21 protein-coding genes are annotated in these 17,991 nt (G+C 66.2%); 7 read left to right on the top strand and 14 right to left on the bottom strand.

Annotation, left to right across the window (positions count from 1 at the left end):
• The first annotated feature begins 150 nt into the window (after nucleotides 1-150).
• Together ACLD0U_RS04610 and ACLD0U_RS04605 are read left to right on the top strand one after the other, a co-directional pair.
• Nucleotides 151-327, top strand: a complete 177-nt coding sequence (locus ACLD0U_RS04610) for a DUF5302 domain-containing protein (protein ID WP_179411107.1) — start codon at nucleotides 151-153, stop codon at nucleotides 325-327.
• 23 nt (nucleotides 328-350) lie between these two features.
• Nucleotides 351-512: a hypothetical protein gene (locus ACLD0U_RS04605; protein ID WP_222445740.1), complete on the top strand. Its 162-nt coding sequence runs from the start codon at nucleotides 351-353 to the stop codon at nucleotides 510-512.
• Nucleotides 513-569: 57 nt separating this feature from the next.
• On the opposite strand, the gene ACLD0U_RS04600 is transcribed toward ACLD0U_RS04605, so the two are convergent.
• Nucleotides 570-1,214 (bottom strand): FMN reductase, encoded by a 645-nt coding sequence (locus tag ACLD0U_RS04600; protein WP_410339961.1) that lies wholly within the window; start codon nucleotides 1,212-1,214, stop codon nucleotides 570-572.
• A gap of 1 nt (nucleotide 1,215) precedes the next feature.
• Nucleotides 1,216-2,439, bottom strand: a complete 1,224-nt coding sequence (locus ACLD0U_RS04595) for an LLM class flavin-dependent oxidoreductase (protein ID WP_410339960.1) — start codon at nucleotides 2,437-2,439, stop codon at nucleotides 1,216-1,218.
• Between the two features lie 109 nt (nucleotides 2,440-2,548).
• Here ACLD0U_RS04595 and ACLD0U_RS04590 point away from each other — a divergent pair, with 109 nt between their 5' ends.
• Nucleotides 2,549-3,679 (top strand): acyltransferase family protein, encoded by a 1,131-nt coding sequence (locus ACLD0U_RS04590; RefSeq protein ID WP_224817658.1) that lies wholly within the window; start codon nucleotides 2,549-2,551, stop codon nucleotides 3,677-3,679.
• Nucleotides 3,680-3,735: 56 nt separating this feature from the next.
• Nucleotides 3,736-4,734: an isopenicillin N synthase family dioxygenase gene (locus ACLD0U_RS04585; RefSeq protein ID WP_410339959.1), complete on the top strand. Its 999-nt coding sequence runs from the start codon at nucleotides 3,736-3,738 to the stop codon at nucleotides 4,732-4,734.
• A gap of 6 nt (nucleotides 4,735-4,740) precedes the next feature.
• Here ACLD0U_RS04585 and ACLD0U_RS04580 read toward each other — a convergent pair whose 3' ends face one another.
• The 9 genes from ACLD0U_RS04580 to ACLD0U_RS04540 form a co-directional block, all read right to left on the bottom strand.
• On the bottom strand, nucleotides 4,741-5,070 hold the full coding sequence (locus ACLD0U_RS04580; RefSeq protein WP_224817656.1) for a transcriptional regulator: 330 nt from the start codon (nucleotides 5,068-5,070) through the stop codon (nucleotides 4,741-4,743).
• Nucleotides 5,067-5,921, bottom strand: coding sequence for a hypothetical protein (locus ACLD0U_RS04575; RefSeq protein WP_410339958.1), 855 nt, complete (start codon nucleotides 5,919-5,921; stop codon nucleotides 5,067-5,069). Before ACLD0U_RS04575 ends, ACLD0U_RS04580 begins: the two co-directional genes overlap by 4 nt.
• 141 nt (nucleotides 5,922-6,062) lie before the next feature.
• The gene (gene rpsO / locus ACLD0U_RS04570; protein WP_040163368.1) at nucleotides 6,063-6,332 is read right to left on the bottom strand and encodes a 30S ribosomal protein S15; all 270 of its coding nucleotides are present in this window, start codon (nucleotides 6,330-6,332) and stop codon (nucleotides 6,063-6,065) included.
• Nucleotides 6,333-6,437: 105 nt separating this feature from the next.
• Entirely contained in the window at nucleotides 6,438-6,986 is a 549-nt protein-coding gene (locus tag ACLD0U_RS04565; protein WP_206550044.1) for a YceI family protein, read from the bottom strand.
• Nucleotides 6,987-7,120: 134 nt separating this feature from the next.
• Nucleotides 7,121-7,489 (bottom strand): FKBP-type peptidyl-prolyl cis-trans isomerase, encoded by a 369-nt coding sequence (locus tag ACLD0U_RS04560; protein ID WP_179411115.1) that lies wholly within the window; start codon nucleotides 7,487-7,489, stop codon nucleotides 7,121-7,123.
• Nucleotides 7,490-7,538: 49 nt separating this feature from the next.
• Complete coding sequence (locus ACLD0U_RS04555; RefSeq protein WP_179411116.1) at nucleotides 7,539-8,351, bottom strand: ABC transporter permease; 813 nt, start codon at nucleotides 8,349-8,351, stop codon at nucleotides 7,539-7,541.
• 6 nt (nucleotides 8,352-8,357) lie between these two features.
• The gene (locus ACLD0U_RS04550) at nucleotides 8,358-9,185 is read right to left on the bottom strand and encodes an ABC transporter permease (protein ID WP_206550046.1); all 828 of its coding nucleotides are present in this window, start codon (nucleotides 9,183-9,185) and stop codon (nucleotides 8,358-8,360) included.
• 64 nt (nucleotides 9,186-9,249) lie between these two features.
• The gene (locus ACLD0U_RS04545; RefSeq protein WP_206550047.1) at nucleotides 9,250-10,422 is read right to left on the bottom strand and encodes an extracellular solute-binding protein; all 1,173 of its coding nucleotides are present in this window, start codon (nucleotides 10,420-10,422) and stop codon (nucleotides 9,250-9,252) included.
• 65 nt (nucleotides 10,423-10,487) lie between these two features.
• Nucleotides 10,488-11,555, bottom strand: coding sequence for an ABC transporter ATP-binding protein (locus ACLD0U_RS04540; protein ID WP_179411119.1), 1,068 nt, complete (start codon nucleotides 11,553-11,555; stop codon nucleotides 10,488-10,490).
• Nucleotides 11,556-11,666: 111 nt separating this feature from the next.
• On the opposite strand from ACLD0U_RS04540, the gene ACLD0U_RS04535 reads away from it, so the two are divergent.
• Both ACLD0U_RS04535 and ACLD0U_RS04530 read left to right on the top strand, forming a co-directional pair.
• Nucleotides 11,667-12,479: a FadR/GntR family transcriptional regulator gene (locus ACLD0U_RS04535; RefSeq protein ID WP_410339957.1), complete on the top strand. Its 813-nt coding sequence runs from the start codon at nucleotides 11,667-11,669 to the stop codon at nucleotides 12,477-12,479.
• Between the two features lie 32 nt (nucleotides 12,480-12,511).
• Nucleotides 12,512-13,219, top strand: a complete 708-nt coding sequence (locus ACLD0U_RS04530) for a cache domain-containing protein (protein WP_410339956.1) — start codon at nucleotides 12,512-12,514, stop codon at nucleotides 13,217-13,219.
• A 143-nt stretch (nucleotides 13,220-13,362) separates the two neighbouring features.
• On the opposite strand, the gene ACLD0U_RS04525 is transcribed toward ACLD0U_RS04530, so the two are convergent.
• On the bottom strand, nucleotides 13,363-14,550 hold the full coding sequence (locus ACLD0U_RS04525) for a PrsW family intramembrane metalloprotease (protein WP_410339955.1): 1,188 nt from the start codon (nucleotides 14,548-14,550) through the stop codon (nucleotides 13,363-13,365).
• Nucleotides 14,551-14,609: 59 nt separating this feature from the next.
• On the opposite strand from ACLD0U_RS04525, the gene ACLD0U_RS04520 reads away from it, so the two are divergent.
• A complete protein-coding gene (locus tag ACLD0U_RS04520) occupies nucleotides 14,610-15,479 on the top strand; it encodes a fumarylacetoacetate hydrolase family protein (RefSeq protein WP_410339954.1) in 870 nt (289 codons plus the stop codon).
• A 58-nt stretch (nucleotides 15,480-15,537) separates the two neighbouring features.
• On the opposite strand, the gene ACLD0U_RS04515 is transcribed toward ACLD0U_RS04520, so the two are convergent.
• Both ACLD0U_RS04515 and ACLD0U_RS04510 read right to left on the bottom strand, forming a co-directional pair.
• Complete coding sequence (locus ACLD0U_RS04515) at nucleotides 15,538-16,998, bottom strand: aspartate ammonia-lyase (RefSeq protein ID WP_179411123.1); 1,461 nt, start codon at nucleotides 16,996-16,998, stop codon at nucleotides 15,538-15,540.
• 51 nt (nucleotides 16,999-17,049) lie between these two features.
• Nucleotides 17,050-17,967, bottom strand: coding sequence for a phosphodiesterase (locus tag ACLD0U_RS04510; protein WP_410339953.1), 918 nt, complete (start codon nucleotides 17,965-17,967; stop codon nucleotides 17,050-17,052).
• Between the last annotated feature and the right edge of the window lie 24 nt (nucleotides 17,968-17,991).

Here is a 17,991-nt window from a genome sequence, read left to right as displayed (position 1 = left end):
GCGCACGCCGGAAACGAGCGGATGCACCGGATGTTGACCGGATGTTGGATCGGCGGTCACCGCATGGGCACGTGGTCGTTCCGCAACGGTCTGGACGCGGCAGTCAAGAGACCTGACCATGAGCGGTCGCAGTGGCTTAGGCTGACGGGCATGAGCACCGAAGAAGGCGCCGACTCCGCTGAGGAGATGAAGCGCAAGTTCAAGGAAGCACTCGACAAGAAGAACGCGCACCATCGCGATGGTGAGGCTCACCTGGACGGCGACTCCGCCGTGCACGCGACCCACGCCCCGCAGATGAAGCGCGAGTTCCGCCGCAAGAGCGGCTGAACCGATCGCAACGGGAGCACATCATGATCGATCGCAAGCCGGCCGAGTCCGACGACACGCAGGACGAGCAGGAGATCCTGCGTGAGGAACAGGCGTACCAGGACGCCCAGCGAGAGGCCGGCGCGGCGCTGGACGTGCAGAACGGCTTCGGAGTGGAATCGTTCGAAACGGGTCTGGAGGGCTGACCGCCACGACGCATGCAACGGGCCGGGTGACCTGAGGGCCACCCGGCCCGTTTGCGTTCACTCGCCCGACAGGCCACCCAGCAGGTGGCCGAACGAGCGTCCCTCCCCGAGGTAGCTCGCCGGGTCGAACGGATCGGTGTGCACTGTGGCTTCCCGCTGTGCAACGGCGTCGGCCAGTTCTTTCGCTCCGCGCTCGACTCTGGCGCCGAGCGGAGCCACCTCGTCGGCCGATGCTCCCCAGTCGCTGGAGGCCGCGAAGACCCCCGTGCTGACCGGCTCGGCGTGCAGATACGTGAACAGCGGGCGGATCGCATAGTCGATCGCCAAGGAGTGCCGGGCGGTTCCCGCATTGGCGCCGATCAGCACGGGCTTGCCGGTCAGTGCGTCCGGATCGATCACGTCGATGAACGATTTGAACAGTCCGCTGTAGCTCGTCGAGAAGATCGGAGTCACGGCGATCAGGGCATCCGCCGACACGACGCGGTTGATCGCTTCCTCCAGCGGTGCCGGGGCGAAGCCGGTCAAAAGATTGTTGGTGATGTCGTGCGCGAGATCGCGCAGTTCGATCACGTCGACCTTCGCGTCGATGCCACGGTCGGCGAGCGCGCCGAGGGTACTCGCCGCGAGCCGATCTGCCAGCATCCGCGTCGAGGAGGGGTTCGACAGGCCCGCCGAGACCACGGCGATACGACGTTCGCGCATGTCAGGCCCCCGTCCGGGTCGCGGCGCTGCCGAAGGCGGAACCCGTGCGCAGCGGGGTGTCCTGGTAGGGACCGCCCGCGGTGAGGTTGTCGCCCCGGTTGACTCCGGGGCGGGCCTCGCGCCCGGGGCCGTCGCCGAACATTGCCTTGACCCGTGCCGCATGAGTCGGGGCATTCGGTACGCTCGCCGGTCGGTTCTGCGCGAGTTCCTTGCGCAGAACCGGGACGACCTCGGAGCCGAGGATGTCGAGCTGCTCGAGCACCGTCTTCAGCGGCAGACCCGCGTGATCGATCAGGAACAGCTGACGCTGGAAGTCACCGTAGTGCTCGCGCATGCCCGCGTAGCGGTCGATGACCTGCTGCGGCGAACCGACCGTCAGCGGAGTCATCTCAGAGAAGTCCTCCATCGACGGACCGTGACCGTACACCGGGGCGTTGTCGAAGTACGGGCGGAACGTCTTGACCGCATCCTGCGAGTTCGCAGCCATGAACACCTGCCCTCCGATGCCGACGATCGCCTGCTCGGGTGTGCCGTGGCCGTAGTGGGCGTAGCGCTGACGGTACAGCTCGATCAGGCGCTGGTAGTGCTCCTTTGGCCAGAAGATGTTGTTCGCGAAGAAGCCGTCGCCGTAGTACGCCGCCTGCTCGGCGATCTCCGGTGTGCGAATCGAACCGTGCCAGACGAACGGTGCGACACCATCGAGCGGGCGCGGTGTCGAGGTGAAGCCCTGCAGGGGCGTGCGGAACTTGCCCTCCCAGTCGACGACGTCGTGCTCCCACAGCTGGCGTAGGAGTGCATAGTTCTCGATCGCCAGCGGCAGTCCCTGACGGATGTCCTGACCGAACCACGGGTAGACCGGCCCGGTGTTTCCTCGGCCGAGCATGAGATCGGTGCGACCGCCGGAGAGGTGCTGCAGCATCGCGTAGTCCTCGGCGATCTTGACCGGGTCGTTGGTCGTGATCAGCGTGGTCGACGTCGACAGCACCAGGCGTTCGGTCTGCGCGGCGATGTAGGCCAGTGTCGTCGTCGGGCTCGACGACCAGAACGGCGGATTGTGGTGCTCGCCGATGGCGAAGACGTCGAGCCCGACCTCCTCGGCGTGCTTGGCCATGGTGACCGTCGCCTGAATGCGCTCGCGCTCGCTGGGCGTGACGCCCGTGGTCGGGTCCTGCGTGATGTCGCTGACCGACATGACACCGAACTGGATCTGGCCCTGCTCGTTCATTTCTCTCCGCTCCGGATGCCGACAGCATCCGTTCTATTCAAGTGAATGTAATTGATGCAACGCCGCACGCGCAAACCTATTCCCCATGTCCGACCGATACCCTCTCCGAATGAGCAGTGCCGAGCAACACCCTCCCGCCACGACGACGGGAGCCATCCCCCGCCCGCGCCGCCGCGTCCCGTTCTGGGACAACGCCAGGTTCGCGTGCGTGATCCTGGTCGTCTTGGGGCATGGCATCCAGCGGTTGACCTACGACTCCGAGATCGCCGAGTCGCTGTACCTGGTGATCTACGCGTTCCACATGCCGGCGTTCGCGATCATCTCGGGGTACTTCTCGAAGTCCATCAGCCCGAATCGACGGCAGATGGCACGCGTGATCACCGACATCCTCGTTCCCTACGTCATCTTCGAGATGCTGTGGATGCTGACCAAATGGCTCGTCGAGGGTCAGGCCGACCCCAACCTCACGCAGCCGTCATGGACCCTGTGGTTCTTGCTCGCACTGGGGATCTTCCGGCTGGTGCTCCCCTACCTCGCCCTATTGCGCTGGCCGCTGGTGTGGGCGCTCGCCATCTCGATCGGCGTCGGCTACATGAGCAACGTCGACAGCACGTTCTCGCTCTCGCGCACCCTCGGGCTGCTGTTCTTCTTCACCCTCGGCTGGTGGCTCAGCGAACACGACATCGTGCAACGGTTCCAGCTGATCGACTACCGGCCGTGGTGGCTGCGCGCGGGAGCGGTCGCTGTGCTCGCCGCCTGGTCGTTCGTGGTGTGGAACTGGGTCGACGTCTGGCATGCGGTCGATCTGCGGCAGTGGTTCTTCTACGACGACTCCTACGCGGAGCTCACCGGCGGACTGACCTGGTGGGCCGGCGGCGTGCGGCTCGTGGTCATGACGTTGGCGATCGTGCTCAGCGCAGCGTTCTTCGTGCTGATCCCGCGCCGCGGCCAGTGGTGGACGACGCTGGGCCAGTACACGATGTACGTCTATCTGCTGCACTCGTTCGTGCTGTATCCGTTCCGCGAGTCGGGCGTGCTGCGCGGTCTCGACCCCACCTGGTTCTGGCTGCCGGCCGTGACTCTGCTGTCGGTGGCGACGACGTTCGTGCTGGCCTCGAAGCCGGTGCGCAGACTGTTCCGCCCGCTCATCGAGCCGCGACCGCGGTGGATGTTCGCCGATCCTGATGTGATCGGGTCAGGCCACCGCAACGATCCGACGGGTTCCCGGCGCAGCGGGTGAGGTAAGACAGCGCAACATTCCTGTACGGCGAGGGCTGCAGCACCTACCGTCGACGCATGGTCGCTTCCACCCTTCCTGTTCTGGATCTCTCGCAGCTCGATCGCGGTCCTGATGCGGCAGCGCGCTTTCGCGATGATCTGCGTGCCGCCACCCGGGACGTCGGCTTCTTCTACCTCACCGGAACCGGCGTTTCCGCCGGACTCGAGCAGCGTCTGCATCGCACCGCTCGCGCGTTCTTCGCACTGCCCGAGACCGAGAAGCTCGCCATCGAGAACGTCAAGAGTCCGCACTTCCGCGGGTACACGCGCGTTGGCGGTGAACGCACCGGAGGGCGCGTGGACTGGCGCGAGCAGATCGATATCGGCCCCGAGCGCGAGGCGGTCACCGGCGGCCCCGGCTATCAGCGGCTGATCGGCCCGAATCTGTGGCCGTCGGCGCAGCCGGAGCTGCGCGAGGTCGTCAGCGAGTGGCACGCCGCACTGTCGGATGTCTCCCGGCGGCTGTTGCGTGCGTGGGCGCAGTCGTTGGGGGCGGATGCCGGATACTTCGACGAACACTTCGGCGAACCGTCGACGCTGATCAAGATCATCCGCTACCCGGGCACCGACGAGCCAGAGCCTCAGCAGGGTGTCGGAGCACACAAGGATTCCGGCGTGCTGACCCTGCTCTGGGTCGAACCCGGCGCGGGCGGATTGCAGGTCGAGCAGGATGGTGCCTGGGTGGATGCGCCGCCCGTGCCGGGGGCATTCGTCGTCAACATCGGCGAGCTGCTCGAGTACGCGACCGGCGGGTATCTGCGCGCGACGAACCATCGCGTGCTGTCGCCGAGGGCGCCACACGACCGCATCTCGATCCCGTTCTTCTTCAATCCCGCACTGGATCGCACGCTGCCACTCATCGACCTGCCGGCCGAACTCGCGCAGCACGCCCGGGGCATGACCGAGGATCCGTCTAATCCGATCCACAGTCTCTACGGCGAGAACGCGCTCAAGTCGCGCCTGCGCGCCCACCCCGATGTCGCGGCGATCCATCACACCGATCTGGTGGGTGCCTAAGCGCTATCAGTCGCTCTGACCGGTACCGAAGTCGACGATCGCCTGCAGCGCGGCGAGGTGGGCGCGGAAGGCGTCGCGCCCGACTGTCGTGCTGCTCACCCACGTGCGACGACGGATTCCATCATTGAACGCCTTGCGCACTCGGACGTAACCGACGCTCTCCAGCGCGGCGATCCCCTTACTCAGCGCCGAGTCACCGGCCTGCAGAATGCTCGCGAGGGTGCCGAAGTCGAGCTCCAGATCGTCCGATAACGCGGCCATCAGTGAGAACCGGATCGGGCTGGCGAAACTGTCGTCGAGCCGCAGCCGCGGGTGGTCGCGCGGGGACTCAGTCACGCCTGCCTCCTCGGAGTGCGATCAGGACGAACCCGACAGCAACGAGCGCGCCCAGCACGATGCGCACGACCAGACCCACCGGATGCCCGAGGTACTCCAGCATCATCAAGACGACGAGAGTTATGGCGCTGGCAGTGTAGAGCGACCAGGCCCGCGGCCCCCACGCTGCCCCCCACCGCGGGCGCGGTTCCCGACATCACCTTAACGCTCCAGATGACGAAGCCGCACATGACGACCGCGTAGACGAGATACGCCAGCGCCTCCCACTCAGCACCGACCAGCACGACCGACCCACCAAACGCCAGGCCGATCGCCGCGGTGACCACCCTGGTCGGGCGATCGAATGGGGCGCGCTGACGCGTGACCTTTCGTGCCGGAACATCTCGCCGCCACTCCTGCACAGCGAGAACCGTGAACAGGATCAGCCCTACCGCACCCGGCAGTACCCGCACCCACGCTGTGATCTCAACTCCTGCGAGCACCGCCGCAATAACCCCGAAGACGGCCACCAGCAAGGTGAGCATGACGGCAGTGCGGACGCGTGCTTCCCTCCCCCGAGGCAGGTATCCGTAGCGGTCGCGCAGCGACCCGGCCAGCACACTCCAGCTCAGCAGAGTCAGCATCAGCGGCATGGCTGCCGAGAGGCTCAAGGGGAACAGGAAGAGAAGCACCGTGGTTCCCAGTGCGAACACGATGCCGTCGAGCAACAGCATCCGCGCGGTCGCCCGACGGTCGATGTGTGCGGCGCGGCGCTGCGCGACGTCGTCCCTCTCGGCCAGGTACTGCCTCGCGAGCTGCGCGGACGGCGGCTGGTACGCGGGTTGCCCCGGCTCGGATCGCTGTTCCATCATTCTCACTTTCCTCTCGGAAACCATGCGACTTTCCTGCTGGAAAGTCATCCTGGGGATCTGAAGAGAAACAACGAAGGCCTCCCCACACCGTGGGGAGGCCTTCTCAAGAATGTTCTGCGCGATTGAACGCTGGTCGATGCCTTATCGACGCAGTCCGAGTCGCTCGATGAGCGAACGGTACCGGTTGATGTCGACGTCCTGCAGGTAACCCAGCAGGCGGCGGCGCTGACCGACGAGCAGGAACAGACCACGACGCGAGTGGTGGTCGTGCTTGTGCTCCTTCAGGTGCTCGGTGAGGTCCTTGATGCGCTGCGACAGCATAGCGACCTGCACCTCGGGGGATCCGGTGTCACCGGGGTGCGTCGCGTACTCTTCGATGATCGCCTTCTTGACGTCTGCTTCGAGTGCCATAGATTCGATCCCCTTTCTGGTTGCTGCGCGGTGCAGGTCGCCGATTGCGCCTGCTCTCTTCATCCGCGGCCGATCTAACGGCAACTGCTCAAGCTTACCAGCCGTTCAGGCCTGCAGTGCACCCTGCAGGTCGAGTCCGATCGTGATCTCCTTGCCGACCAGCACTCCCCCGGTCTCGAGCGCGGCATTCCAGGTGAGCCCGAAGTCCTCGCGGTTGATCACGGTCTTGGCCGAGGCGCCCGCCTTGTAGTTGCCGTACGGGTCCTGGGCGAACCCGCCGAAGTCGAACTCGAACGTGACCGGCTTGGTGATCCCGCGGATCGTCAGGTCGCCGTCGACGAGGAAGTCACCGTTCTCGACGCGCGTCGCCGTTGACCGGAACTCCATCGTCGGGTGATTGTCGGCGTCGAAGAAGTCGGCCGAGCGCAGGTGCGCATCCCGGTTCTCGTCGCTGGTGTCAATGGATGCGACATCCACGTTCGCCTCGACGGTGGCCTCCAGCGGGTTCTCCGGCGCGACGAAGGTGGCGCTCTTGATGCCGAACGAGCCGCGCACCTTCGAGATCATCATGTGCCGCACACTGAAGGTGACCTCACTGTGCGCGGGGTCAAGGGTCCAGGTGCCGGGACGGTAGCCGGGGATATCGATCGTCATGGGGCTTCTCCTCAGAGTCTTCGGTGGGAGCAGGTGCTCCACGGAAGGGAACTTACATTCAGGTGAATCTATTCCCTGGTTCGGAAAAACCCCCTCCGCGATACGCGAAGGGGGTTCCGATCACCGGGTTCGGGTCAGCCGACCGCCACCAGATCGATGATGAAGATGAGGGTCTTGCCCGACAGGAAGTGCCCGGCACCGGCGGGACCGTATGCGAGGTGCGGCGGGATGACCAGCTCGCGACGTCCACCGACCTTCATGCCGGGGATGCCCTCCTGCCAGCCCTGGATCAGACCGCGCAGCGGGAACTGAATGGTCTCGCCGCGGCCCCACGAGGAGTCGAACTCCTCGCCGGAGTCGAACTCGACGCCCGCGTAGTGAACGGTGACGGTGTCACCGGGCTTGGCCTCGGCACCGTCGCCCGCGATCAGGTCGCGGATGACGAGCTCAGCGGGTGCGGGTCCGGTGGGTGCGTCGAACTCGGGCTTTGTGCGATCAGTCATGATTACATCCAACCCGAGGCGCGGACCGCGGTCAACGTGGCCACGCCGATCAGTCCCGCTCGCTGACATCGCGGGAGAGCCGTTGCGAAACCCACACCGGGATGAACGACAGCACGATCACCACGGTGGCGACGACGTTGACGACGTTCGCCTCGTTCGGACGCGCCATCTGATTCATGATCCACAGCGGCAGCGTGTCGACCCCTGGCGGTGCCGTGAAGATCGTCACGTACACCTCGTCGAAACTCAACGCGAACGCGAGGATCGCACCGGCCACGAGCGCACTGCGGAACTGCGGGAAGGTCACCATGCGGAACGTCTGCCATGGCGTCGCACCGAGATCCTTCGAGGCCTCCTCGAGACTCGGGTTCATCCGACGCAACCGCGCCAGCACGTTGTTGAAGACCATCACGATGCAGAAGGTGCCATGCGCGATGATCATCCCCCAGAACCCGACGTGAATCCCGATCGGCTCCAGCAGCCGGTTGTAGGTGTTGTTCAGGGCGACACCGGTGACGATGCCGGGCAACGCGATCGGGAGCACCACGAGCAGGTTCACCGCGCGCTGCCCGAAGAACCGGTACCGCTGGAGCGCGAACGACACCAGCGTTCCCAGAATGATCGCGATGACCGTGGCTCCCGTCGCCACCAGCACCGAGTTCAGCAGGGCGTCGCGCACCGGTTGACTGGTGAACGCCTTCACCCACCACTCCAGCGAGAAGCCCGACACCGGCCAGCTGGCGATGCGCGCAGAGTTGAAGGAGTTCAGCACGACGAGCATCAGCGGGATGTACAGGAACGCGAGGATGATCGCGACCACGACCCCCAGCACGATCTTGGATGAGCGGGACAATCTCAGCATCCGAGCTCACATCCTTTCGAGTGCGCCGGTGCGCTGCACGCTGACGAGGTAGATCACGACGAACGCGATCGGCACGAGCGAGAAGGCGGCCGCCAGCGGCGGGTTGAGGTTGATGTTGGAGGCGATGACGCTGCCGATCATCTGCGTGTCGCCGCCGACGAACTTCGCCACCAGGTAGTCGCCCAGGCTGAGCGAGAAGGTGAAGACCGACCCGGCGATCACGGCCGGCTTGATCAGCGGCAGCACCACCGTGCGGATCGTGCGCCATGCGCCCGCCCCGAGGTCGGCCGCAGCATCGAAGAGGTTCGGCGGCAGCTGACGGATGGCGGTGTACACCGGCACCGCCATGTAGGGCAGCCAGAGATACGTCAGCGTCAACACCACGGTGAAGGTCGAGAAACCCGGCCCCTCGATCCCGAGCGGGCCGACCAGCCAGTTGAAGAAGCCCTCCTGTGTGAACGTGATGCGCATGGCGATCACCTTCACGAGGTATCCCGCCCACAACGGCAGGGTGATCGAGACGGCGAGCACGGCACGCAGCCAGGGCGAGGCGACCTTCGCCATGAAGATGCCCAGCGGGATCGAGATCGCGATGGCCAGCGCAGTCACCCCGAGAGCGATCGCGAGGGTGCGCACCGAGGTGGTCAGATATGCGGGGTTGGTGATCAGCTGCTCGAAGTTGCGCAGGGTGAAACCCGGCTTCACCTTGGAGGTGAACGGGTCAGTGACCCAGAACGCAGTCACCAGCAACATGACCAGCGAGAAGATGTAGATGCCGATGAGCCAGGTCATCGGCAGGGCCAGCAGGCCTGCGATCCGTGCACGACGGTTCATGTCGATCCTGTCTTCGTGAGGGGATGCCGGAGGCGGGAGATGGCCCCACCCCCGGCATGCGGGGTCAGCCCTTGACCGTCACCCAGGCGTCGGTCCACTGCTGGAAGTTGGTGCAGGTCACGTCGGTGCGTCCGTCGATGCACTGCTCGATCGGCGTGGTCCAGAACCAGACCTTCTCGAAGTACTCCTCGTCCGTGGCGTTGTAGTAGTCGCAGTGCGCCTTCGCCTCATCGCTGGTGTCGCAGAAGGCGGCGTTGGCCGGTGCCATGCCGAAGTTCATGGCGATGGCACCATTGACCTCGGGAGAGGACGCGTAGTCCATCCACGCGTACGCGCAGTTGGGGTTGTTCGACTCGGTCGCCAGCATCCAGGCATCCGACCACCCGGTCGAGCCCTCTTCGGGCAGCACGCTCTTGAAACGCTCGTCCTCGGAGAGCTTGCGCAGCACCTCCCACGACGTGCCGAGCACGGTCGTGCCCCCTGCGAACGACGTGATCTGCGCGGCGGGGTCCGACCAGTACTCCGAGACGATGCCGTTCTGCTGCTTGAGCAGGTCGATCGCCGCAGCCAGCTGGTCCTCGTCGAGCGCGTACGGGTTGGTGATGCCCAGGTCGGGCTCGTGCGCCATCAGGTAGACGGCCGCGTCGGCGATGTAGATCGGAGCGTCGTAGGCGATGACCTTGCCGGCGTACGGGGTGTCCGCCTCCCACGCGACGTCCCAGCTGGTGGGCTCCTCGGTGACGACCTCGCTGTTGTACTGCAGGATGTTCGCGCCGCGCCCGATCGGGATGCCGTAGGACTGACCGTTGATGGTGTCGTAGATCTGCCCCTTCATGCCCTCGACGATGTCGTCGCCGAAGTTCGGGATCAGGTCGAGGTTGAGCGGCTGCACATCACCACCGGCGATGAGGCGCAGGCTGGCGTCGCCAGATGCCGAGACGAGATCGTAGTCACCGGTGCGCATGAGCTGCACCATCTCGTCGCTGGTACCGGCGACGCGGCGGTTCACGGTGCATCCGGTCTGCTCGGTGAAGGCATCCGTCCACGCCGGCTCGACGAAGCCCGACCACGCGACGATGTTCACCTCGCTCTCGGTGTCGCCGAGCTCGGCGAGCATGGGGACGTCGGGAACGTCGATGGCGAGTCCGCCGCCGGAGTCGGATGCCCCGGAGCATCCGGTCAGGGCCAGTGCGGTCGCTGCAGAGATGGCCGTGACGGCCAGGATCTTCTTACGCATGTGATCTCTCCTTCGTGATCAGTGGGTACTGCGATAGGTGCTGCGATGGGACGGGTGGAACAGTTTCAGGGCAGGCGTGCGGCGTCGGCCGGACTCCATGCGGCACGCACGCGATCACCACGGCGGAGTCCCGCGCCGGCGAGGTCGCGGGCGTTGGGCTGCTCGGCGAGCAGATCGACACCGGCGTCGGTGGTGATCAGAAAGCGCGTCGCCGGGCCTGTGTAGACGACCTCGGAGATCGTCCCGACGAGGCCGATCTCACCGTCGGCGAGCGCATCGGTGTCCGATTGCAGGCGCACCCGCTCGGGGCGGATGCTCATCGTGTGCCGATCACCGGTGAGCTCATGGGCGAGGTCTGCGGCGATGAGGTTCGACAAGCCGAGGAAGCGTGCGACGAACTCGGTCTGCGGGCTTTCGTAGACCTCCCGCGCGCTGCCGACCTGCTCGATGCGGCCATTGTTGAAGACGGCGACGCGGTCGCTGAGAGTCAGCGCCTCTTCCTGATCGTGGGTGACGAAGATGAACGTGATGCCGACCTCACGCTGGATCTGCTTGAGCTCGATCTGCATCTGCTCGCGCAGCTGCTTGTCGAGCGCGCCGAGCGGCTCGTCGAGCAGCAGCACCTGCGGACGCATGATCAGCGCTCGCGCGAGGGCGATCCGCTGACGCTGTCCACCCGAGAGCTGGTGCGGGAGCCGGTCGGCGACATGGTCCAGCCGCACACGGCGCAGCGAATCCCCCACCTGCTGCGCCCGCTCGGCCTTGCCCGCACCCTGGACGCGCAGTCCGTAGCCGACGTTGTCGGCAATGCTCATGTGCGGGAACAGGGCGTAGTCCTGGAACACCGTATTGACGTCGCGGGAGTGCGGTGGCGTGCGGGTGACGTCCTTGCCGGACAGGCGCACGGTTCCGGATGTCGCCTCTTCGAAACCGGCGATGATCCGCAGAACCGTGGTCTTTCCCGACCCGGACGGGCCGAGCATCGAGACGAACTCCCCCGGTTCGACACGGAGGTCGAGGTCGCGCACAGCGGTGAACTCGCCGAACGACTTGGTCAAGCCCGTCAGCGTCACGCTGCCACGGTCGGCGATCTCGCCGTTCGCGCTCTGCGCCGTGGGTGCGGCAATGCTCATGTCGTGCTCCTGGATCTTCGTCGAACTCGGGAAGGATTCGGTAAACATATAAAACCGTAGGACATATTTCAAGTCTTCCCCTCATCGGGATCCAGATGAGAGAATCGGGCCATGGAGTCGCTGACGTCACCCACCGGGGCCCTCCCCGTCGTCGGGGCGTCCGTCGCCGAGCCCGCCGGCCACCGTGGCACCCGCCCGCACAGGCTGCACGGCGCACTCTTCCAATCGATCGGTGACGAAGGGCGCGCCGAACTCGTCGAACGCCGCCTCGTCGATGCGATCCACCGCGGACACCTGCGCGCCGGGGAGCGACTCCCCTCTGAATCCGAACTCGCCCGCAGTTTCGGCGTCGCACCGGTCACCGTGCGCGAAGCTCTGCTTGCCGTCCGCGGACGTGGCCTCATCGTCACCAAGCGCGGCCGCAACGGCGGGAGCTTCGTCGTCGACGATGCCGACCCGCTGGTGTTCGCGCGCCGCACACTGGCGGCGACATCGCGCCTGACTCTGCGCGATCTCGGCGCGCACTACGCCGCCATCACCGCGTCCGCCGTGCGCCTGGCCGCGCGACGTGCCGACAGCAGCGAGACCTTGCGCGTACTGCGGCGCCTGGACCGCCTCGACGATCTCGATGCGGATCAGCAACGTCGGCTGCTCGACGACGTTCAGGTCGAACTCGTCTCACTCAGCCAGTCCGCACGACTCACCCGCGAGCAGATGCGTCTGCAAGCCGAGTTCTCGCCCTATCTGCGTCTGGCCGCACCGGACACCCCGAGCATGCACCAGCAGGCGCAGACACTCACCGGCATCATCTGGGCCGTCGAGGCGGGCGACCCCGATGAGGCGGGCCGCCGCACCGAAGCGATGACAACGGACGTGATCGACACACTCATCCATCTGCAGAGCTCACCCGAGACCTCTGCCTGACACGGCAACATCGACGTGCACTGGAGGACGCGATGACAACTACCCTGACCACGGCCCCCGCCGAGGCCGCCCGAATCGTCGAGGCTTACTTTGACGCGCCCATCCGCTGTCTGCAGAACTGGGTCGAGCCGTGCGCGCACAGACTCTCGTCCACGCTGCGATCCGAACCGCTCGTGCGTGCAACGCTGGATGCCGTCGTCGAACCGTACGCGGCGCAGACGCTGAGCCTTCCGGGCGTTCCGGTGTTCGGCGCCGGATTCATCGCCGCGATCGACCTGCTGTCGGACGCGCACAGCCACCTCGCCTGGTGGCAGGGCGACGACCACCGCAAGCTGGTGCTCGCCTCGCAGTCCGTCAACAAGGAGCACATCGACTACAGCGAGCTGGAATGGTATCGGGTGCCGATGCAGACGTTCCAGCCGCACGTCGCCGGCCCCTACGTCGACTACCTGTGCAGCGACGAGTACACCATCACGATCGCGGTCCCCGCCCTCGCCGACGGACGCTTCCTGGGCGTCGCAGGACTCGACCTGCTCGTCGCGGCCGTCGAACGAGAGCTCACTCCCCGCTTCGCGGCTCTCAACCAGCAGGTCACCCTCGTCAACGGCGTCGGCCGCGTCGTGGTGTCGACCGATCCGCGCGTCGCGACCGGCGACTCGGTGCGCGGAACACGCCTAGCCGAACTGACGCGCATCTCGTGCGCCGGTATCGCTCTCGATGTGATCGTCGAGGACCGCTGAGCAGTAGATGCACGACGGCCGACTCTTGACTTACCCGGCCCGTCGGTGCACCCTTGCATTAGGCCAACTCAGCGCTCGGGAGACTCGCAGGCATTGCCGCAGCACCGGGCGCTGAGTTCTGTTGTCACCCCTGCCGCACGCGCTCAGTACGCCAGCAATTGCGCACGCGTGTTGCGGGAACGCATGAGCAGGGCGTACTCGTCGGCGGCCGCGTGCGGATCGCGCCCGGTGAGCGAGCGTTGACGCACGGCGGCGAGCTCAGTCGCATCCTTGATGAACGAGCGCATCAGCGGGCGCCGATCCCCGCGCAGGCCGGCAGCCCACTGCAGCCCCGCCTTGCGCCCCGCGGGTGTCGCGAGCATGACGATCTCCTGCGGCGTGAACCACCCCGCAGCCGCATAGTCGCCGAGGCGATGCCGGGTCAGACGCGCTTCTTCCCTGCGCAGGCCGATGATCGCCAGGATGAACCCCACGAACAAAGGGATCTGCGTCGTCAGATACAGGAACAGAAAGTCTCCCAACAGCGACGAGCCGTTCCAATAGGCGTGCAACGCGATCGCGCCGATCAGGCCGAGGACGCCCGACCTCAGGGCCTGCCCCGCCGTGGCTCCCCGGCGTGCTGCCAGACCGATCGCGAAGCCAGTGAGCGCTGTGAACATGGCATGCGCGAACGGCGAGACCAACCCGCGCAGGATGAACGTCAGCGTCAAGTCGCTCGCGCCACCGGTGAGCAGGCTGATACCGAAGTACTGGATGTTCTCGGTGAACGCGAAGCCCGCGCCGATCAGCGCCCCGTAGACGACCCCGTCGACCGGGCCATCGAACGCCCGACGTCCGATCACGAAGATCAGAAAGACACCGAGGCCCTTCGCTATCTCCTCGACCACGGGCGCCTGGATCACGGCGCCGAAGAACTCGGAGCGCGCACCGACCGCCATGGCCAGCAGCAGGTCGACGAGAAGGGTGATGCCCACCGATACGACGGCTCCCCAACCGAGCGCGAACACGACCAGGCTCTTCGGCTCGGGCTCCCAGCGGTCGATCAGTCGCACGCCGAACAGCACGATCCCCAGGGGGATCAGCGCGAGCACCAGTCCGACGGCCGATGCGCCGGCGCCGATGAACACCGTGAAATAGGCGATCAGCGCGATCAGCGCGAACACAAGCACGCCGTACACCCAGATCGAGACCGTCCGCCCCTTGCGCACCGGCATCGGCAGCTCGGGCATCGCCGGCGCCGGTGAAGGCGCAGCCGGGGCGGACGAGGCGTGGGCGGCGGGTCGATCGAGCGCCGATGCGAACTCCGCGCGGCGGTCGGCTCCAAAGGTCATGCCAAAAGCCTAGAGGGAGCCTCGGTCGTGACCGTCATCGCTGCCGGTAGCGTAGAGACATGCGTTTCGCCCATCTGAGCACACGCGCTTCCGAGACCCCGCACCTCGCCGTCATCGACGGTGACCATGCTGTCCTCGTCAGCGATCTCCTCTCCCCCGCCCCGGACACGCTCCAGCAACTCATCGAGGGCGGTGATGAGCTGCTCGATCGTGTACGCGCGGCACTCTCTGCGAGCACGGCACCGCGGCATCCGCTCGATGCCCTCCAGTTCGGCTCCGCCGTCCTCGCGCCGCCCGCGATCCTCGCGGTCGGCCTGAACTACGCCGCCCACTCCAGCGAACTCGGTCTTAAGACCGACACGGCACCGACCGTGTTCACCCTGTGGCCCAATTCGCTCACCGGGCACGGCTGCACCACGTCATGGCCGCGCTCGCTCAGCGAGTCGATCGACTACGAGGCCGAGCTCGGGGTCATCATCGGCCGTCCCACCAAGGACGTTTCCGCCGAAGACGCCCTGGACTCCGTATGGGGCTACACCGTCGTCAACGACATCACGGCACGCGACATCCAGTTCGCCGAGGCGCAGTGGTCGCGGTGCAAGTCGTTCGACGGGTTCACACCCACCGGGCCCGTCGTCGTGACCGCCGACGAGATCGCCGATCCGCAGGACCTGCACATCTGGGCGGTCGTCGACGGCCACACGGTGCAGGATGCCAGCACCGGGCAGATGGTGCGCTCTGTCGCGACACTGATCGCCCACCTGTCGACGTCAGTCACTCTGCAGCCCGGCACGCTGATCTCAACGGGCAGCCCCGGCGGAGCCGGCTACTCGCGCGACCCGCAGATCTTCCTGCGCGACCGTTCCACGGTGACTGTCGGCATCGCCGGAATCGGCGAACTGACAACACACTGCCGCATTCTGGACTGATCGCGAAGACGACGAAGGCGGTACCCCGGCTGGGGTACCGCCTTCGTCGTCTCTGCGATCAGTTCTCGGGCAGATCCTCGGCCGCGATCACGGGGATCGCCGCCGTCACGGTCTCAAGACCCGACAGGCGTGCGGGCGAGATCTGCTTCATGACCTCTTCGCGCGTCATCAGGCCCGCCTCGACCACGAGGTCGGCGACGTTGCGGTTCGTCAGCAATGCCGTCTTGGCGAGCGCAGCCGACGCGGCGTAGCCGATGAAGGGCGTCAGCGCGGTCACGACACCGACCGACGCACCGACCATCGCGCCGAGCCGGTCGCGGTTGGCGGTGATGCCGTCGACGCAGTTGACGCGCAGCGTCCACATCGCCTGCTGCATCCAGGTGATCGACTGGAAGATCGAGTGCGCGATCACGGGCTCGAAGGCGTTGAGCTGCAACTGCCCGCCCTCGACGGCCATCGTCACCGTGGTGTCGGCACCGGCGACGGCGAACGCCACCTGGTTGACGACCTCCGGGATCACCGGATTGACCTTGCCCGGCATGATGCTGGAACCCGCCTGCTTGGCCGGCAGGTTGATCTCACCCAGGCCCGCCTGCGGACCCGACGAGAGCAGGCGCAGGTCGTTGCAGATCTTCGACAGCTTGATGGCGTTGCGCTTGAGGCTCGACGAGAAAGACATGAACGAGCCGGTGTCACTGGTCGACTCGACCAGGTCGTCGGCGGTCTTCAGGTCGAGTCCGGAGATCTCGCGCAGGTGGTACAGCACCGCCGACGCGTACGCGGGGTGCGTGGTGATGCCCGTGCCGATGGCCGTGGCGCCCATGTTGATCTCGAACAGCAGCGAGGCGTTCTCGGTCAGGCGCTTGTGGTCGTAGCCGAGGGTCGAAGCGAAGCCGTTGAACTCCTGGCCGAGCGTCATCGGAACGGCGTCCTGCAGCTGCGTGCGACCGACCTTGAGCACGTCGTGGAACTCCGCCGCCTTGCCGAGGAACGAGCGGCGCAGCAGGTCGAGCTCGTCCAACAGCGACCGCAGGTTCAGCGACAGGCCGATCTTGATCGCCGTCGGGTAGACGTCGTTGGTCGACTGGCTGCGGTTGGTGTGGTCGATCGGCGACAGGTACGCGTAGTCGCCCTTCTGCCGGCCGGCCATCTCGAGCGCGATATTGGTGATGACCTCGTTCGCGTTCATGTTGGTCGACGTCCCGGCGCCGCCCTGGATGACGCCGACGATGAACTGGTCGTGGAACTCACCGTCGATCACGCGCTGAGCGGCAGCGTCGATGAGGTCCGCGCGCTCGGCGTCGAGGGTGCCGATCTGCTTGTTGGCGCGGGCGCTGGCCTGCTTGACCATCGCCAGGCCCCGGATCATGTCCGGATAGACCGAGATCGGACGCTTGGTGATCGGGAAGTTCTCTTCAGCGCGAGCCGTGTGCACCCCCCAGTACGCGTCTGCCGGGATCTCGAGGCTTCCCAGCGAATCGGTCTCGGTGCGGGTCGGAGCGGGCGCGTCAGCGGCCATGTCACTTCCTTGTGGGTGGTGGCGAAAGGGAAATCGGGGGATGCCACCAGTCTACGCCGAATGGGGATCGGGCTTTCTTGAGAACGCCTCCAGACGCTCCTGCGGTGAGAGCCGGGCCATCCGCTCTGCCCAGTCCGGACCGAAGAACGCGCCCGTGGGAGCGTCCGTGACCGGGACGACAGTGTGCGTGATGGTGTCGGGATGCACGTGCACCAGCTGGAATGCCTGCGCGGCGTCCATCCCGTTGACCGCAGCCGCCGGTCGCGCGACGTTCATCGTGTAGCAGGTGGCAGATGCCACGCTGACCGGCACGCCGGCGAACACGCCGTGCGCCGAGTAGTGCAGGTGGCCGGCGAGGATGCCGCGCACATCCGTTCCGCGGATGACATCGGCGAGCTCGTCCTGATGCCGCAGCTCGAGGATGTCGAACAGCGGTACATGACTCGGCAAGGGCGGGTGATGCATCGCCAACAGGGTGCCGTGTGGAGCGGGCTTCCGCAGCTGGTCGCGCAGCCAGTCCAGCTGCTCTCGATCGAGATCCCCGTGATGCCATCCGGGAACGCTCGTATCGAGCGCGATAACGCGCAGGCCGTCCAGATCCCAGGTGCCCGTGACGGGCATCTGGGTGGGTGCGAGATCGAGCAGGTGCTCACGCATCGCCGGGCGCTCGTCGTGATTGCCGGCCACCCAGATGACGGGGCAGTCGAGCTCAGCCGCGAGCGGCTCAACGGCGGACCGCAACCGAAGGTACGCGTCAGGTTCGCCGAGGTCGGCGAGGTCGCCGGTCATGACGATCGCAGACGGTCGCGCCTGCGTATCGCGGATGGCCGCCAGCGTTCGCGCCAGACCGGCATCGACGTCGTAACGCTCCCCCAGCCGTTCACCCCCGGCGAGCAGATGCGGATCGCTGACGTGCACCAGCACGTGGGATGCCGGAGCGTGCCGACCGAACGCGTAGGAAGCGGGCATGCGTCCAGCGTAGGTCCGCGTTCG

It is taken from the genome of Microbacterium sp. 2216-1, assembly GCF_046507855.1.
Classification (GTDB): Bacteria; Actinomycetota; Actinomycetes; order Actinomycetales; family Microbacteriaceae; genus Microbacterium; species Microbacterium esteraromaticum_C.
The sequence above is the reverse complement of the archived record's forward strand: the minus strand, read 5'-3'. Positions and strand labels throughout refer to the sequence as shown.

What these genes read in the sequence shown, in the direction of transcription:
- ACLD0U_RS04565 (WP_206550044.1), bottom strand. Translation starts at nt 6,986, where the DNA reads ATGACGATCGATATCCCCGGCTACCGTCCCGGCACCTGGACCCTTGAC.
- ACLD0U_RS04520 (WP_410339954.1), top strand. Translation starts at nt 14,610, where the DNA reads ATGCGTTTCGCCCATCTGAGCACACGCGCTTCCGAGACCCCGCACCTC.
- ACLD0U_RS04595 (WP_410339960.1), bottom strand. Translation starts at nt 2,439, where the DNA reads ATGAACGAGCAGGGCCAGATCCAGTTCGGTGTCATGTCGGTCAGCGAC.
- ACLD0U_RS04555 (WP_179411116.1), bottom strand. Translation starts at nt 8,351, where the DNA reads ATGCTGAGATTGTCCCGCTCATCCAAGATCGTGCTGGGGGTCGTGGTC.
- ACLD0U_RS04585 (WP_410339959.1), top strand. Translation starts at nt 3,736, where the DNA reads ATGGTCGCTTCCACCCTTCCTGTTCTGGATCTCTCGCAGCTCGATCGC.
- ACLD0U_RS04600 (WP_410339961.1), bottom strand. Translation starts at nt 1,214, where the DNA reads ATGCGCGAACGTCGTATCGCCGTGGTCTCGGCGGGCCTGTCGAACCCC.
- ACLD0U_RS04535 (WP_410339957.1), top strand. Translation starts at nt 11,667, where the DNA reads ATGGAGTCGCTGACGTCACCCACCGGGGCCCTCCCCGTCGTCGGGGCG.
- ACLD0U_RS04545 (WP_206550047.1), bottom strand. Translation starts at nt 10,422, where the DNA reads ATGCGTAAGAAGATCCTGGCCGTCACGGCCATCTCTGCAGCGACCGCA.
- ACLD0U_RS04530 (WP_410339956.1), top strand. Translation starts at nt 12,512, where the DNA reads ATGACAACTACCCTGACCACGGCCCCCGCCGAGGCCGCCCGAATCGTC.
- ACLD0U_RS04590 (WP_224817658.1), top strand. Translation starts at nt 2,549, where the DNA reads ATGAGCAGTGCCGAGCAACACCCTCCCGCCACGACGACGGGAGCCATC.
- ACLD0U_RS04550 (WP_206550046.1), bottom strand. Translation starts at nt 9,185, where the DNA reads ATGAACCGTCGTGCACGGATCGCAGGCCTGCTGGCCCTGCCGATGACC.
- ACLD0U_RS04525 (WP_410339955.1), bottom strand. Translation starts at nt 14,550, where the DNA reads ATGACCTTTGGAGCCGACCGCCGCGCGGAGTTCGCATCGGCGCTCGAT.
- ACLD0U_RS04515 (WP_179411123.1), bottom strand. Translation starts at nt 16,998, where the DNA reads ATGGCCGCTGACGCGCCCGCTCCGACCCGCACCGAGACCGATTCGCTG.
- ACLD0U_RS04560 (WP_179411115.1), bottom strand. Translation starts at nt 7,489, where the DNA reads ATGACTGATCGCACAAAGCCCGAGTTCGACGCACCCACCGGACCCGCA.
- ACLD0U_RS04605 (WP_222445740.1), top strand. Translation starts at nt 351, where the DNA reads ATGATCGATCGCAAGCCGGCCGAGTCCGACGACACGCAGGACGAGCAG.
- ACLD0U_RS04575 (WP_410339958.1), bottom strand. Translation starts at nt 5,921, where the DNA reads ATGATGGAACAGCGATCCGAGCCGGGGCAACCCGCGTACCAGCCGCCG.
- ACLD0U_RS04510 (WP_410339953.1), bottom strand. Translation starts at nt 17,967, where the DNA reads ATGCCCGCTTCCTACGCGTTCGGTCGGCACGCTCCGGCATCCCACGTG.
- ACLD0U_RS04610 (WP_179411107.1), top strand. Translation starts at nt 151, where the DNA reads ATGAGCACCGAAGAAGGCGCCGACTCCGCTGAGGAGATGAAGCGCAAG.
- rpsO (WP_040163368.1), bottom strand. Translation starts at nt 6,332, where the DNA reads ATGGCACTCGAAGCAGACGTCAAGAAGGCGATCATCGAAGAGTACGCG.
- ACLD0U_RS04540 (WP_179411119.1), bottom strand. Translation starts at nt 11,555, where the DNA reads ATGAGCATTGCCGCACCCACGGCGCAGAGCGCGAACGGCGAGATCGCC.